Source organism: Mycobacterium shunyiense (assembly GCF_058270035.1).
The window spans coordinates 406088-420530 of the sequence record NZ_JBZDPT010000019.1 but is presented as its reverse complement, the minus strand read 5'-3'; the positions used below and the strand labels follow the sequence as shown (position 1 = coordinate 420530).

Below are 14443 nucleotides of genomic sequence, written 5' to 3'. Positions count from 1 at the left end.
ACCAAATAGACGCCGCAGAGCAGACCGAAACCGAACGGTTTACATGACCGCAACAAAGCGATTGACCCGCAACGAGTTTCGAGTTGCCCGACGGTCTGGGCGGGATGACAATGTGCTGCGTCGCATCACAATGCCGTCGGCGACGACAGGAAATCAGACCAAATAGTGGTCCGAAAACCGTCCTCAGTTAGGACCCGCAATGAGTGAGATCATCGATCCACCGGCCCCGTCCGGCGCCTCCGTCCAACGCCTCAAACCCAACGCCGTCGGGTTGGTCGGTGTGCTGTTCATGGCGGTCGCCACCGCCGCCCCCATTACGGCCATGGTCGGCAACGTGCCGATCTCGGTGGGCTTCGGCAACGGCGTCAACGCGCCGGCCGGATACTTCGTCGCGACCATCGTGCTGACCCTGTTCGCCATCGGCTACGCCGCGATGAGCAGGCACATCACTGCCACCGGTGCCTTCTACGGGTACATATCGCACGGGTTGGGCCGCGTCGTCGGTCTCGGCGCGGGATTCCTGACGGCGCTGGCCTACATGGTGTTCGAGGCGTCGCTGATCGGCATCTTCTCGTTCTTCGGGAACGATCTGTTCAAGTCGTTCTTCGGCGTCGACGTGCCCTGGATTCTCTTCGCGGTGGTGATGCTCGCCGTGAACGCGGTGCTGACCTACTTCGACATCAACCTGGCCGCCAAGGTGCTCGCCGTGTTCCTGATCACCGAGATCATCATGCTGGCCATGATGGCGCTGTCGGTGGTCTTCACCGGCGGCGGTCCGCAGGGCTGGTCTCTGGGATCGCTCAACCCGCTCAACGGTTTTCAGAGTCTGTCCGGTGAGGTCGCCGGTGCCGACGGCAGCATGATCACGGTCGCCGGTTCCGCCGGCGTCGGCCTGTTCTTCGCGTTCTGGTCGTGGGTGGGCTTCGAGTCCAGCGCGATGTACGGCGAGGAGTCACGCAATCCCAAGAAGATCATCCCGATCGCGGTGATCAGCTCGGTGGTCGGCATCGGCACCTTCTACGTCCTGGTCTCGTGGTTGGCCATCGTCGGCACCGGACCGCAGAACGCCGTTGCACTGGCACAGGATTCGGCCACCGCGGGTGACATCTTCTTCACTCCGGTGCACGAGCACCTCGGACAGTGGGCCGTCGATCTGTTCAAGATCCTGCTGATGTCGGGCTCCTTCGCCTGCGGTATGGCGTTCCACAACTGCGCTGCGCGTTACCTTTACGCACTCGGCCGCGAGAACGTCATCCCCGGCATGCGCCAGACCATCGGTGCCACCCACCCGGTGCACGGCTCGCCACACATCGCGGGATTCGTGCAGACCGGCTTCGCGACCGCGGTGGTGATGTTCTTCGACATCACCGGACGCGACCCGTACACCGGGTTGTACGGCCTGATGGCATTGCTGGGTACGACGGCCATCATGATCGTCCAGGCGCTGGCGGCGTTCTCGGTGATCTCGTACTTCCATGTCCAGAAGCGCCATCCCGAAACGGCGAACTGGTTCACCACTTTCCTGGCTCCGCTGCTCGGCGGGGTCGGCATGCTCTACGTCATCTACCTGCTCGCCCAGAACGCGTCGTTTGCTGCGGGTTCAGCCGCTTCTGACTGGATCTTCACAGCAATCCCGTATGTTGTCGGCATCGCCGGAATCGGTGGTGTGCTGTGGGCGCTGTTCCTGAAATTCAGGGATCCGGAACGGTATTCCGACCTGGGTCGGACCGTGTTGGAGGAGGCGCACGAACGCTGAGCAGGGGGTGCACGGGATGAGTTTCTCGAACATCATGGACTCCAACAGCTACACCGGTCAGTCGGCCGATCCCGACACCGAAAAGCTGATCGAGGCCCGCACCCACCTGCTGGGCCCGGCGTACCGGCTGTTCTACGAGCGGCCGGTACACCTGGTCCGCGGCAGCGGCAGCCACATGTTCGACGCGGACGGCACGCGTTACCTCGACGCGTACAACAACGTGGTCAGCGTCGGGCACTGCCACCCGCACGTGGTCGCCGCACTCACCCGCCAGGCCGAGACGCTCAACACCCACACCCGCTACCTGCACGAGGGCATCGTGGAGTACTCGCAGCGGTTGCTCGCCACCTTTCCGGCGGAACTCGACCAGGTGATGTATGCCTGCACCGGTTCGGAGGCCAACGATCTGGCTTTGCGGGTGGCCCAGAGGTATACCGGGGCGCGCGGTGTGATCGTCACCCGCGACGCCTACCACGGCAATACCGAAGCGGTGACGGCGATTTCACCGTCGCTCGGCGGTGCCACCACCATCGGATCCCATGTGCGCGCGGTGGCCGCGCCGGACAGTTACCGCTCGGGTGCCGAAGTGGCAGAGCGCTTCCTGGCCGATGTGGAAGCCGCGATCGCCGACCTGGAGGCCGCCGGGTTCGGTCTGAGTGCTCTGATCGTGGACACCTTCTTCTCCTCCGACGGCATCTATCCCGATCCCTCGGTGTTGGCGCCTGCGGTGGCCGCGGTGCGGGCGGCCGGCGGGGTGTTCATCGCCGACGAGGTGCAGCCTGGGTTCGGCCGTACGGGGGAGACGATGTGGGGCTTCACCCGCCACGGTGTCGTGCCCGATCTCGTCACCATGGGCAAGCCGATGGCCAACGGGTTGCCGGTGGCGGCGATGGCCGCCCGCAGCGAGGTGCTGGAGGTCTTCGCCCGGGAGGTGCCGTACTTCAACACCTTCGGAGGCAATCCGGTGTCGATGGCGGCCGCGGCCGCGGTGCTCGACGTCATCGAAGGCGAGGAGTTGATGGCCAACGCGGCGCGGGTCGGCACGGCCCTGCGTGACGAACTGACCCGGCTGGCCGCCGACGATCCACGCGTCGGCGATGTTCGCGGTGCCGGACTCTATGTCGGTGTCGAGATGGTGACCGACCGCGCCGGGGCGGGCCCTGACCGGGCCGCGGCGCACGATCTGGTCAACGCGATGCGGGACCGCAAGGTGCTGATCTCGGTTTGCGGGGCGCAGGGCAGTGTGCTGAAGGTGAGACCGCCCCTGGTATTCTCTCTGTCGGATGTGGACTGGTTCTGCACCGAATTCGCCGATGCGCTGCGTGAGCTGCGCTGAGCAAAAGCAGAGCATCTGGCCGTCCAAACCCTGATGAGGGAAGCTGTATCAGTGCCAGAGGCAGTCGTCGCTACCGCGATCTATATTGCGTCGCCCGAAGGTGACACCGGAAAGTCGACCATTGCGCTCGGCATTCTTCACCGACTTGCCGCGACCGTGCCGAGGGTGGGGGTGTTCCGCCCGATCACCCGTCTGGGCGAGGACCGCGACTACATCCTCGAACTGTTGCTGGCCAGTGCCACGGCCGGGCTGAGTTACGACGAATGCGTCGGGGTCAGCTACCAGCAGGTACACGAAGACCCCGACGTCGCGATCGCCGAGATCGTCGACCGGTTCCACCGCGTGGCCGAGAAGTGCGACGCCGTGCTGATCGTCGGCAGTGACTACACCGACATCGCCACCCCCAGCGAGCTGAGCATGAACGCCCGCATCGCGGTCAACCTCGGCGCGCCTGTCGTGCTCGCGGTCAAGGCCGCCGACCGGACACCTACCGAGGTGGCCCACGTGGTCGAGGTGTGTCTGGCCGAGCTGAACCACCAGCACGCACATGCCGCGGCGGTCGTCGCCAACCGGTGCGACCCGGCCCAGCTGGACGCGGTGGCCCAGGCCCTCAAACCGCTCGGCCCGCCCGCGTATGTGCTTCCCGAGGAGCCGTTGCTGGTCGCCCCGTCGGTCGCCGAACTGCAGGTGGCGGTCGACGGCACGATGATCGCCGGGGACCCCGAGCTGCTGTCGCGCGAGGCGATGGGCGTGATGGTCGCCGGTATGACCGCCGAGCACTGCCTGGAGCGGCTGACCGAGGGCGTCGCGGTGGTCACTCCGGGGGACCGGTCCGACGTGGTGCTGGCCTTGGTGAGTGCTCATGCGGCAGAAGGCTTTCCGTCACTGTCCTGCATCATCCTCAACGGCGGCCTCGATCTGCACCCGGCCATCGCATCGCTGGTGGAAGGGCTCGGGCTGCGGCTGCCGATCGTGGCCACCAAGTACGGCACCTTCGAGACCGCCAGCCGGGTCGCCGGTGCCCGCGGCCGGGTCACGTCGACATCGCAGCGGAAGATCGACACCGCGCTGGCGTTGATGGACAAGCACGTCGACGTCAACGACCTGATCGCGCAGCTGAGCATTCCGATCCCCGCGGTCACCACGCCGCAGATGTTCACCTACCAACTGCTCGACCAGGCCCGCTCCGACCGCAGGCGCATCGTGCTGCCCGAAGGCACCGACGACCGCATCCTCAAGGCCGCGGGCCGGCTGCTCCAGCACGAGGTGGCGGAGCTGACCATCCTCGGCGAGGAGAGCCAGATCCGTTCCCGGGCAGCTGAACTCGGGGTCAACCTGGATGCAGCCGTCGTTCTGGATCCGCTCACCAGTGAGCTGTGCGACCAGTTCGCCGAGCAATACGCCGAGCTGCGCCGCAAGAAGGGCGTGACCGTCGAACAGGCCCGCGAGATCATTCACGACGTCTCGTATTTCGGCACCATGCTGGTGCACAACGAGATGGTGGACGGCATGGTTTCGGGTGCCGCGCACACCACCGCGCACACCGTACGGCCGGCCTTCGAGATCATCCGCACGGCGCCGGGAATCTCGACGGTGTCGAGCATCTTCCTGATGTGCCTGGCAGATCGGGTGCTGGCCTATGGCGACTGCGCGATCGTGCCCGATCCGACCTCGGAACAACTCGCCGACATCGCGATCTCCTCGGCGCGCACCGCCGCGCAGTTCGGCATCGATCCGCGGGTCGCCATGTTGTCGTACTCGACGGGAACCTCGGGTACCGGGGCCGACGTCGACAAGGTCCGGGCGGCAACCGAGCTGGTGCGGCAACGTGAACCGGATCTGTTGGTGGAAGGGCCGATTCAGTACGACGCGGCGGTGGAGCCGTCGGTGGCGGCGACGAAGATGCCCGACTCGCCGGTGGCGGGGCGCGCCACCGTGTTGATCTTCCCCGATCTCAACACCGGTAACAACACGTACAAGGCGGTGCAGCGCAGCGCGGGCGCCATCGCGATCGGCCCGGTGTTGCAGGGCTTGAACAAGCCGGTGAACGATCTGTCCCGGGGAGCCCTGGTGGAGGACATCGTCAACACCGTGGCCATCACCGCGATCCAGGCACAGGGGCAGTCATGACGGTTCTGGTGATCAACTCGGGATCCTCATCGCTGAAATACGCAGTGGTGAAACCGGCTTCGGGAGAATTCCTGGCCGACGGCATCATCGAGCAGATCGGCTCGGCGCAGGTTCCCGATCACGATGCCGCGTTGCGGGCAGCATTCGACGAACTGGCGGGTCAGGGTCTTCACCTGGACACCCTCGGGCTGGTGGCAGTCGGCCACCGGGTGGTGCACGGCGGCAAGGCTTTCTACTGCCCGACGCTGATCGACAGTGAGCTGATCGGCAAGCTCGAAGAGCTGTCTCCGCTGGCTCCGCTGCACAATCCGCCGGCGATCCTGGGCATCGAGGTGGCCCGCAAGCTGCTGCCAGACCTGCCGCACGTGGCGGTGTTCGACACCGCGTTCTTCCACAACCTGCCCGCAGCGGCGGCCACCTACGCCATCGATCGCGAGGTGGCCGAGCGCTGGGACATCCGCCGTTACGGCTTCCACGGCACCTCGCACGAGTACGTGAGCCGGCAGGCAGCCGCTTTCCTGGATCGGCCCTACGAGTCGCTGAATCAGATTGTGCTGCACCTGGGTAACGGCGCGTCGGCGTCGGCGATCGCCGGCGGCAGGCCCGTGGACACCTCGATGGGCATGACGCCGATGGAGGGCCTGGTGATGGGCACCCGCAGCGGCGACATCGACCCCGGCATCATCTTGTTCCTGCGCCGGGCGGCGGGTATGGACGTCGAGGACATCGACACGATGCTCAACCGCCAGTCGGGTGTGCTCGGGCTCGGTGGCGAGAACGACTTCCGCACGTTGCGCAAACGCATCGAATCCGGCGACGAGAACGCGCAATTGGCGTACGACGTCTACATCCACCGGCTCCAGAAGTACGTCGGCGCCTATCTGGCGGTGCTGGGCCGGACCGACGTCATCAGCTTCACCGCGGGCGTCGGCGAGAACGACGCCACGGTGCGCCGCGATGCCCTGGCGGGGCTGTCCGCGCTGGGGATCCAGATCGACGAGGAACTCAACGCGTCACCGTCGCGTGAAGCACGGCGGATCTCGACACCCGAGTCACCCGTGACCGTGTTGGTGGTGCCCACCAACGAGGAATTTGCGATCGCGAAGGCCTGCGCCGCGTTGGCCTGAATCAGAACGTGCTCATCGGCCGCACGCTGTTGGCCAGGTCGATCAGGGCGTAGCGGTGCGACTGGGTGGGGGCGACCCGGGCCAGCGCCCGCAGCGAGGCCTCCACACCGAGCTTGAGACCGTGCTCGGTGAACGGGAATCCGAGGATGTGATTGCTGCTCGCCGTGTTGTCGGCCAGCCAGTCCATCGCGGTGCCCAGTACCAGTGCCCGGATCTGCAGCACGCGCGGCTCGGAGTCGGGCAGTGCCTCCACCCGTCGCGCCGCATCGCGGATGTTCTGCTCGGTGATCTCACCGGTGGACCGACCGGACAGCAGGGTGACCGCGCTGGTCAGCCGGGCGGTGGTGAAATGCCTTGAGGTGGGCGGAACCTGGTCCAGGGTCTGGACCGCCTCGTCCCGTGACCCGGCCACCGACTGGGCGCGGGCCAACCCGAAACCGGCGGAAATCACGCCGTTGTCGGTGCTCCACACGGTGTTGTAGAACTTCAGCTCGTCGGCGGTGCCGGCCAGCTCGGCCGTCGCGGCCAGCGCCAGCTTGGGGGCCAGCTCCCCGGGCAGGGTGTCGAGCACCTCGGTGAAATGCTTTGTCGCCGAGTCGTAATCGGCCGAGAGCATCTCGGCCACCGCGCGGAACCAGACCAGCTGCCAGCGCCAGCCGGCCCAGGTAGCCAGGTCGTCGAGCTTGCGGGTGGCCTTGGCGACGTCGCCCAGATCGAGTAGCGCACGCGCCTCCATCAACGGAAGCTCCACCGATTCCGAGAGGTCCACGCCTTCGGCATCGATCGCGCCGTGCCGCGCGGCCCGCAACTGGTCGAGGGTGTGCACAGGCTGGCTGAGCACACTGGCCACCAGCATCGGAGCGCCGACATCGGTGCGGTCCACCAGTGGCACCGGCAGTGCCCGCACGATCTCCTGCGCGGTCAGTTTCTCCGAATGCACCTGCCCGTCAACGTAGACGTCGGTGTGCGCAACCAGCAGATCCACTCCGAATGTGGACCGAGACGGGCTGAACACGGTCGACAGGCCGGGGCGGGGGCTTCCGGTGTCGGCCGCCACGACCTCGCGCAGCACGCCGAGCAGCTGGGACGACATCTCCTCGGCGCTGCGGAACCGGCGTCGCGGATCCGGGTCGATGGCGCGGCGCAGGAACCGGCCGAAGGAATCGTAGGTGTCGAGCACCGGGTCCTCGGATGGCAGGCCGTCGACGTAGCGACCTCGCCGGGTCCGCAGGTTCAAGGTCAGCGCGGCCAGCGTGCGGCCTACGGTGTAGATGTCGGTGGCCACCGTAGGTCCGGTGCGCACGATCTCGGGCGCCTGGAAACCCGGTGTGCCGTACAGGTATCCGTAGGAATTGAGCTTCGACACCGCACCGAGGTCGATCAGCTTGAGCTGCTCCTCGGTGATCATGATGTTCTCGGGCTTGAGGTCGTTGTAGGCCAGCCCGATCGAATGCAGATAGCCCAGTGCGGGCAGGATCTCGAGCATGTAACCGATGGCCTCGGCCACCGGAAGTCGGGTTCCCCTGGCCTGTTTGAGCGAGGTTCCGCCGACGTACTCCATCACGATGTAGCCGACCGGGTTGCCGTGCTTGTCGTCATGTTCGACGAAGTTGTAGATCTTCACGATTCCCGGGTGGGTCACCTCGGCCAGGAACTGACGTTCGGCCATGGCGATCACCTGGGCCTCGGCGTCACCGGAATGCACCAGTCCCTTGAGCACGACGGGACGTTCGTTCACGTTGTGGTCGAACGCCAGATACACCCAGCCCAGCCCACCGTGGGCGATGCAGCCCTTGATCTCGTACTGGTCGGCGACGATCTCACCCGGCGACAGCTGCGGCAGGAACGAGTAGGCGCTGCCGCAGTGGGGGCACCAGCCCTCCGACAGGGCATGTCCGTCGGACGAGGACCTGCCGACCGGCTTGCCGCAGTTCCAGCAGAACCGCTTCTGTTCGGCCACGACCGGATTGGTCATCAACGCCGTCAACGGATCCCGCTCGGGTACCCGCGCGATCTCGACCAGCCCGCCACCCAGTCTGCGGATCGGCGAGAGCATCCGGGTGGCGATCGTGGCAAGGTTCTGCGGTTCGGTGTCGCCGCCGCCGAACGTCGGATCGTCGGAATCGTCGAACTCCGGGCGGAACACCGCCTGGGTCGCCATGGGCCGCAGGGTCGACTGCGAATCCAACTCGAGGTCGTCGAGGCTCGCCGGCTGCGTCCCGGGGCCGCCCTCGGTGTCGGGATCGGTGTCCGGGAGTCCGCTGTCGTCGGGCTTTTTCATCAGTCGACATACCTCGCGGCCGGAGGCGACGGCGCCGGCCCCAGGACCGTCAACCACTTGCGGTACAAGGTGTTCCAGGTGCCGTCGCGGCGGATGCGTTCCAGCGTCGCGTTGACGACCCGGACCAGCGGCGTGTTGTCCAGGTTCAGCCCGATGCCGTAGGGCTCCTCGTTGAGGCTGGGGCCGACGATGTGCAGATACGGATCCTGGGCCACCAGCCCGGCCAGGATCGAATCGTCGGTACTGACCGCATCGGCCTGACGCTGCTGCAGCGCCACCAGGCAATCGGCCCAGGTCACCACCGAGACGATGATCGGTGACGGGCTGATCTGCTGGATCCGCTTGAGCGACGTGGTCCCGTCCACCACGCACACCCGCTTGCCCGAGAGGTCGGAGGCCTGCGAGATGTTGGAGTCCCGCGCGGCCAGGATGCGTTGGTGGGCCATGAAATAGACCGTGGAGAAGTTGATCTCCTTGCGGCGCTCGCAGGTGATCGTCATGGTCTTGACCACGATGTCGACCTGATTGTTCTGCAGTGCGGTGATGCGGTCGGCCGAGGACAGGATGCGGTACTCGACCTGTGACGGCGTGCCGAAGATGTCGCGCGCGACCTCCCCGGCGATGTCGACGTCGAATCCGTTGATCTGACCGGTGATCGGATCGCGGAACGAGAACAGATTGCTGCCGATGTCGAGCCCGACGACCAGCCGCCCGCGGTCGCGGATCTTCGCCACCGCCGCGTCGGCGTCGGCCTGATTGCTGAACGGCCGCAGACTGGCCGTGCGGTTGCACTCGTCGGTGTCCTGCGTCGGCACCCGAACCGGCTGGGGCGCAAGCTCCTGCATGCCGGCCGGGCTGGGCGGCGCCAGCGTCATCGTCGGCAACGTCAACGCCGGCGCGCTCTGACTGCACCCGGCTACCGCCAGGGTCGCGGTCAGGACGGCCAACGCCTTCTTCATCTTCCTCATCAGCGGCTGTCTCTTCTTCGCGCAAGCGCTCATCAGCGGTACTCACTCAGCCGGGGCCACAGTCCCAACGCCACCGCCAGCGCCGCGGCCACACTGAGCAGCGCGGCGCCCACCGTCGCACCGGACAGCACCCGGCGGGCATTGGCGATGTCATTGCGCAACTGGCTGCGGCTCTGTTCGATGCCCTTGGACAAGACGTCGTCGAGCTTGTCGAAGGCCGACGTGGAATCGTCCTCGCCGGTGCCCAGCGCCACCTGCGTCGCCGCCTGGTAGTTGCCTACCGCGATGTATGCGTTGATCCGGTCATCGGCCGTGCGCCATTTGGTGAGCAGATCTTCGGCACCCGTCAGATCGCTCTTGTCGATGCGGGTGTCACGGGCCAGATATTGGGCGAGCTGCTGCTGCATTGCCTCGATGCGTTGGTAGTAGGACTGCTTACGCAGGTTTTCGTCGCCACGCCGGATCAGCGCCAGTGTCTCGTCGGCCCGGGCCTGCTGGGCAGTGATGGCCAGGTTGGTCACGGTCTTGAGGGATTCGGCGGCCGTGTCCTTGGCGCTGCGGCTGTCCGACGTGGAGATCACCAGCGCCGTCGTGACCCAGATCAGCATGATCAGCACGGCCATCCCGCCGGCCACGAAACCGATGTTGACCCGGCGCCGGGTGCGTCGCGCCAGCCAGCGGTTGGCGAACGCGCCGAACATCAACGTCGCCAGCACCACCAACATCACCGCGGCCGGGATCCGGGTGGAGGCGGTGGTCTCGGCGTCCACCCGGGCCGAGGTCTCCTCGTAAAGGCGTTGCGCGTCGGGCAGGATCTGCGACTGCATCAGCGCCGAGGCTTCCGACAGGTACGACGAACCCACCGGGTTGCCGGCCCGGTTGTTGGTCCGCGCGGTCTCCACCAGGCCGGTGTAGACCGCCAGCCGGGCGTTGATCCGGCCGAGCAACTGCACCAGCGATTCGTCGGTCAGCCCGCTCGACGCACGGGTGACCGCCACGGACGCATCGGTGATGGCTTGCTCGTAGCGCTGCCGGACGTCGCGGGGCTCGGCGCCGGCGATGAAGGCCGTGGCCGCGGCGGCGTCGGCGACCGACAGTGTGGTGTAGAGCTGGCCCGCCGCGAACGCCAGGGGCTCGGTGTGATCGAGCACGGTGGTCAGCGCCTGCTGGCGGTCGTTGATCGTGGTGGAGGTGGCGAACGCACTGGCGATCACAAGTGCCGACAACACCAGCCCGATGGTCAGGATGCGGCCCGGAGTGGTCCACAGAAACCACCACCGCGGATGGGCAGGCGTGGTCGGCGACCGGGACGCGAGCGGTTCGGTCGAGGGATGTGCCAACTCCACAGTCACCTGCGCACGGACCTCATTTATTTCGGTGCTTACGGCTGTTCCCACACTATAAAAAAATTCTAAGAGCGCCCACTTAGGCTCGCGGAGAAATTGAGGTCCACCGAAACACACGACGTTCCCTAAGCTGTACGCGTGCGTGGCGACGGTGACGGCTGGGTGTTCTCCGACAACGGCGCCCGGTATTGGGGGCGTCACGGTGCCGCCGGGTTACTTTTGCGCGCGCCGTGGCCGGGTGGATCTGCCGCTGTACTGCTGCAACACCGCGCACCGTGGAGTCATCAGGGCGGAACCTGGGCCTTGCCCGGAGGTGCCCGTGACAGTCACGAGACCGCCGAGCAGGCCGCGGTGCGGGAAGCCAACGAGGAAGCCGGCGTGACGGCCGAGCAGCTCACCGTGCGGACCACAGTGGTCACGGCCGAGGTGGCCGGTATCGGTGGCACGCACTGGAGCTACACCACCGTGATCGCCGACGTGCCCGAACCGCTGGAGACCATCCCTAATCGGGAGAGTTCGGAATTACGTTGGGTGGCCGAGGACGAAGTCGCGGCACTGCCGCTGCATCCCGGGTTCGCCGCCAGCTGGGAGCAGTTGCGGACGGTGACTGCCTCGCTACCGCTCGAGGTCAACCCGCCGCGCTGATCGCGGTCTTGAGTTCGGCGGAAGCGGCGCGCGGATCCTCGGCGGCGGTGATCGCGCGGACCACCACGATGCGCCGGGCCCCGGCCGCCAGCACCTCGGGCAGCCGCTGCTGATCGATCCCGCCGATCGCGAACCATGGCTTGGCCGGATTGAGAGCCGCCGTCGAGCGCACCAGGTCCAGTCCCGGCGCGGTCCGGCCCGGCTTGGTGGGAGTCGGCCAGCACGGGCCGACGCAGAAGTAGTCCACCTGCTCATCGATGGCGGCCGCGGCTTGCGCGGCGTCATGGGTGGAGCGGCCGATCACCGGACGGTGCCCGATGATGCCCCGCGCGATGTCCAGCGGCAGATCGTCCTGGCCCAGGTGCAGCACGTCGGCCCCGGCCGCCAGCGCGATATCGGCGCGGTCGTTGACCGCCAGCAGTGCGCCGTGGCGGCGCGCCGCGTCGGCCAGGATCTCCAGCGCCTCGAGTTCGTGGCGGGCCTCCAGCGGGCCGAACTGTTTCTCGCCGGCCGAACCTTTGTCGCGCAGCTGGATCAGGTCCACCCCGCCGGCCAGCGCCGCATCGGCGAATTCGGCCAGGTCACCGCGCTCCCGGCGGGCGTCGGTGCACAGGTAGAGGGAGGCGCGCTGCAATCGGTCGGCGGGTGATTCCACACCGCGACGGTAGCCGGTAGCGCCCGAGTACCCTGGACTGGCAATCAATACGGGAGTCCCGGGGACGCGGGGCTGAGAGTGGGCACACGGACCGGCCCTGACCGTCACACCTGATCCGGGTCATGCCGGCGTAGGGAGCGGAGTATGGCAGCAGGAGGAGCCAGGACACTCGCCGTCATCGGCGGCGGTGTGATCGGTCTGTCGGTCGCACGCCGGGCTGCACTCGACGGTTGGACCGTCCGGCTGCACTGCACCACCGAGCGCGGGGCCTCGTGGGTGGCCGGCGGCATGCTCGCCCCGCACAGCGAAGGCTGGCCGGGTGAAGAGCAGATGCTGCAGATCGGTCTGGAATCGCTGAAGCTGTGGCACTCGGGATTCCTCGACGGGCTGGCGCCCGAGGTGGTCACCGCGCGGGAGTCGCTGGTGGTCGCGGTCGACCGGGCCGACGTGTCCGATCTGCACACCGTGGCCGAATGGTTGTCGGCCCAGGGGCAGCCGGTCGAGGTGACGACGGCCGCGCGGGACGTGGAACCGCTACTGGCGCAGGGCATCCGGCACGGGTTCCGGGCTACAACCGAACTTGCGGTGGACAATCGGGCCGTCGTCGACGCGCTGGCCGCACACTGCGAGCGGCTGGCGGTGCGGTGGGCCGGGCCCGTCGAGAACCTGGACGACGTCGAGGGGGACGTCCGGGTGATCGCCAATGGGATCGACTCCCCGAAGCTCCTGCCCGGGCTGCCGGTGCGGCCGGTGAAGGGGGAGGTGCTGCGGCTGCGGTGGCGCAAGGGCTGTATGCCGGTGCCGCAGCGGGTGATCCGGGCTCGCGTGCACGGCCGGCCCGTGTACCTGGTGCCGCGCCCCGACGGCGTGGTGGTCGGTGCGACCCAGTACGAGCATGGTCGCGACACCGCGCCGGTGGTCAGCGGCGTGCGCGACCTTCTCGAGGACGCCTGCGCGGTGGTGCCCGCGCTCGGCGAGTACGAGCTGGCCGAGACCGCGGCGGGGCTGCGGCCGATGACACCGGACGGGTTGCCGATCGTCGAACGGGTCGACGAGCGCACGCTGGTGGCCGTCGGGCACGGCCGGAACGGATTTCTGTTGGCGCCGTGGACCGCTGAGCGGATCGCGGCTGAACTCGAGATGAGTGTGGAAGCGAAATGATCACCATCACGGTCAACAACGAGACCCTTGAGGTGGACGAGCAGACCACCATCGAAGGGTTGCTGGAAACCCGGGGCTTCCCGGACAAGGGCATAGCTGTCGCGCTCGACTGGACGGTTTTGCCGCGGGCGGAATGGGACCGGACACTGGCCGACGGCGCCCGGGTGGAGGTTGTGACGGCGGTGCAGGGTGGCTGACTCCGCGCAATCGGCGGGCAGGAGCGCAGCGACCGGGGAATCAAAACTCAGCATCGGCGGCCGGGAGTTCGGCTCCCGGCTGATCATGGGTACCGGCGGCGCGCCGAATCTGGCTGTGCTGGAAGAGGCCCTGGTCGCCTCGGGGACAGAGTTGACGACCGTGGCCATGCGACGGGTGGACGCCGCGGGGGGAACCGGTGTGCTGGACCTGCTCAACCGGCTGGGCATCGCGGCGCTGCCCAACACCGCGGGTTGTCGCGGCGCGGCCGAGGCGGTGCTCACGGCGCAGTTGGCCCGTGAGGCGCTTGGCACCGACCTGGTCAAGCTCGAAGTCATCGCCGACGAACGCACACTGCTTCCCGACGCCATCGAATTGGTCAAGGCCGCAGAACAATTGGTAGACGACGGGTTCATCGTCCTGCCCTACACCAACGATGACCCGGTGCTGGCCCGCCGGCTGGAGGACACCGGGTGTGCCGCGGTGATGCCGCTCGGCTCGCCGATCGGCACCGGCCTGGGCATCTCCAACCCGCACAACATCGAGATGATCGTCGAGCAGGCGGGGGTGCCGGTGGTGCTGGACGCCGGCATCGGCACGGCATCGGATGCGGCGCTGGCGATGGAATTGGGTTGCGACGCCGTGCTGTTGGCCACCGCCGTCACCCGGGCTTCCGATCCGCCGACGATGGCCGCGGCGATGTCGGCCGCCGTCACCGCCGGATATCTGGCGCGTCAGGCGGGGCGCATCCCGAAGCGTTTCTGGGCGCAGGCGTCGAGCCCCGCGTTGTAACTCGGCGTTGACTCTGCGGTGATGGCGCTGTCTACTCGCACTTTTGCGCCG

At 67.2% G+C, this 14443-nt stretch carries 12 protein-coding genes and 1 riboswitch; of the genes, 8 read left to right on the top strand and 4 right to left on the bottom strand.

What is annotated here, in order from left to right; all coding sequences use genetic code 11:
- The first annotated feature begins 199 nt into the window (after positions 1 to 199).
- The 4 genes from AC4ELS_RS14210 to AC4ELS_RS14195 are packed head-to-tail and all read left to right on the top strand — an operon-like array spanning position 200 to position 6349.
- Positions 200 to 1756, top strand: coding sequence for an APC family permease (locus AC4ELS_RS14210; RefSeq protein ID WP_064887840.1), 1557 nt, complete (start codon positions 200 to 202; stop codon positions 1754 to 1756).
- A gap of 16 nt (positions 1757 to 1772) precedes the next feature.
- A complete protein-coding gene (locus AC4ELS_RS14205; RefSeq protein WP_064961121.1) occupies positions 1773 to 3092 on the top strand; it encodes an aspartate aminotransferase family protein in 1320 nt (439 codons plus the stop codon).
- Positions 3093 to 3143: 51 nt separating this feature from the next.
- Complete coding sequence (pta, locus tag AC4ELS_RS14200; protein WP_064887834.1) at positions 3144 to 5222, top strand: phosphate acetyltransferase; 2079 nt, start codon at positions 3144 to 3146, stop codon at positions 5220 to 5222.
- On the top strand, positions 5219 to 6349 hold the full coding sequence (locus tag AC4ELS_RS14195) for an acetate kinase (RefSeq protein WP_499047830.1): 1131 nt from the start codon (positions 5219 to 5221) through the stop codon (positions 6347 to 6349). Before pta ends, AC4ELS_RS14195 begins: the two co-directional genes overlap by 4 nt.
- Before the next feature lies 1 nt (position 6350).
- Here AC4ELS_RS14195 and AC4ELS_RS14190 read toward each other — a convergent pair whose 3' ends face one another.
- From AC4ELS_RS14190 to glnX, 3 genes are read right to left on the bottom strand one after another with little or no spacing between them, the layout of a single operon-like run.
- Positions 6351 to 8630 (bottom strand): serine/threonine-protein kinase PknG, encoded by a 2280-nt coding sequence (locus AC4ELS_RS14190; RefSeq protein ID WP_064887828.1) that lies wholly within the window; start codon positions 8628 to 8630, stop codon positions 6351 to 6353.
- Positions 8630 to 9598, bottom strand: a complete 969-nt coding sequence (locus AC4ELS_RS14185; RefSeq protein ID WP_419186621.1) for a glutamate ABC transporter substrate-binding protein — start codon at positions 9596 to 9598, stop codon at positions 8630 to 8632. The genes AC4ELS_RS14190 and AC4ELS_RS14185 overlap by 1 nt, the downstream gene beginning before the upstream one ends.
- Before the next feature lie 32 nt (positions 9599 to 9630).
- Positions 9631 to 10950, bottom strand: coding sequence for a protein kinase G-activating protein GlnX (glnX, locus tag AC4ELS_RS14180; protein WP_064878210.1), 1320 nt, complete (start codon positions 10948 to 10950; stop codon positions 9631 to 9633).
- A 132-nt stretch (positions 10951 to 11082) separates the two neighbouring features.
- On the opposite strand from glnX, the gene AC4ELS_RS14175 reads away from it, so the two are divergent.
- The gene (locus AC4ELS_RS14175; RefSeq protein ID WP_055110634.1) at positions 11083 to 11589 is read left to right on the top strand and encodes an NUDIX hydrolase; all 507 of its coding nucleotides are present in this window, start codon (positions 11083 to 11085) and stop codon (positions 11587 to 11589) included.
- Here AC4ELS_RS14175 and thiE read toward each other — a convergent pair.
- The gene (gene thiE / locus AC4ELS_RS14170; protein WP_499047827.1) at positions 11573 to 12244 is read right to left on the bottom strand and encodes a thiamine phosphate synthase; all 672 of its coding nucleotides are present in this window, start codon (positions 12242 to 12244) and stop codon (positions 11573 to 11575) included. The genes AC4ELS_RS14175 and thiE overlap by 17 nt on opposite strands.
- A gap of 39 nt (positions 12245 to 12283) precedes the next feature.
- A riboswitch (TPP riboswitch) is annotated at positions 12284 to 12398 on the top strand.
- On the opposite strand from thiE, the gene thiO reads away from it, so the two are divergent.
- The 3 genes from thiO to AC4ELS_RS14155 all read left to right on the top strand — a co-directional run bounded on the left by thiO (position 12389) and on the right by AC4ELS_RS14155 (position 14392).
- Positions 12389 to 13405, top strand: a complete 1017-nt coding sequence (thiO, locus tag AC4ELS_RS14165; protein WP_499047825.1) for a glycine oxidase ThiO — start codon at positions 12389 to 12391, stop codon at positions 13403 to 13405. It overlaps the preceding riboswitch by 10 nt.
- Complete coding sequence (gene thiS, locus AC4ELS_RS14160) at positions 13402 to 13602, top strand: sulfur carrier protein ThiS (RefSeq protein WP_055110632.1); 201 nt, start codon at positions 13402 to 13404, stop codon at positions 13600 to 13602. The genes thiO and thiS overlap by 4 nt, the downstream gene beginning before the upstream one ends.
- Complete coding sequence (locus tag AC4ELS_RS14155; RefSeq protein WP_499047823.1) at positions 13595 to 14392, top strand: thiazole synthase; 798 nt, start codon at positions 13595 to 13597, stop codon at positions 14390 to 14392. The genes thiS and AC4ELS_RS14155 overlap by 8 nt, the downstream gene beginning before the upstream one ends.
- Positions 14393 to 14443: the final 51 nt, after the last annotated feature.

What these genes read in the sequence shown, in the direction of transcription:
- thiS (WP_055110632.1), top strand. Translation starts at nt 13,402, where the DNA reads ATGATCACCATCACGGTCAACAACGAGACCCTTGAGGTGGACGAGCAG.
- AC4ELS_RS14205 (WP_064961121.1), top strand. Translation starts at nt 1,773, where the DNA reads ATGAGTTTCTCGAACATCATGGACTCCAACAGCTACACCGGTCAGTCG.
- AC4ELS_RS14195 (WP_499047830.1), top strand. Translation starts at nt 5,219, where the DNA reads ATGACGGTTCTGGTGATCAACTCGGGATCCTCATCGCTGAAATACGCA.
- AC4ELS_RS14190 (WP_064887828.1), bottom strand. Translation starts at nt 8,630, where the DNA reads ATGAAAAAGCCCGACGACAGCGGACTCCCGGACACCGATCCCGACACC.
- AC4ELS_RS14210 (WP_064887840.1), top strand. Translation starts at nt 200, where the DNA reads ATGAGTGAGATCATCGATCCACCGGCCCCGTCCGGCGCCTCCGTCCAA.
- AC4ELS_RS14185 (WP_419186621.1), bottom strand. Translation starts at nt 9,598, where the DNA reads ATGAGGAAGATGAAGAAGGCGTTGGCCGTCCTGACCGCGACCCTGGCG.
- thiO (WP_499047825.1), top strand. Translation starts at nt 12,389, where the DNA reads ATGGCAGCAGGAGGAGCCAGGACACTCGCCGTCATCGGCGGCGGTGTG.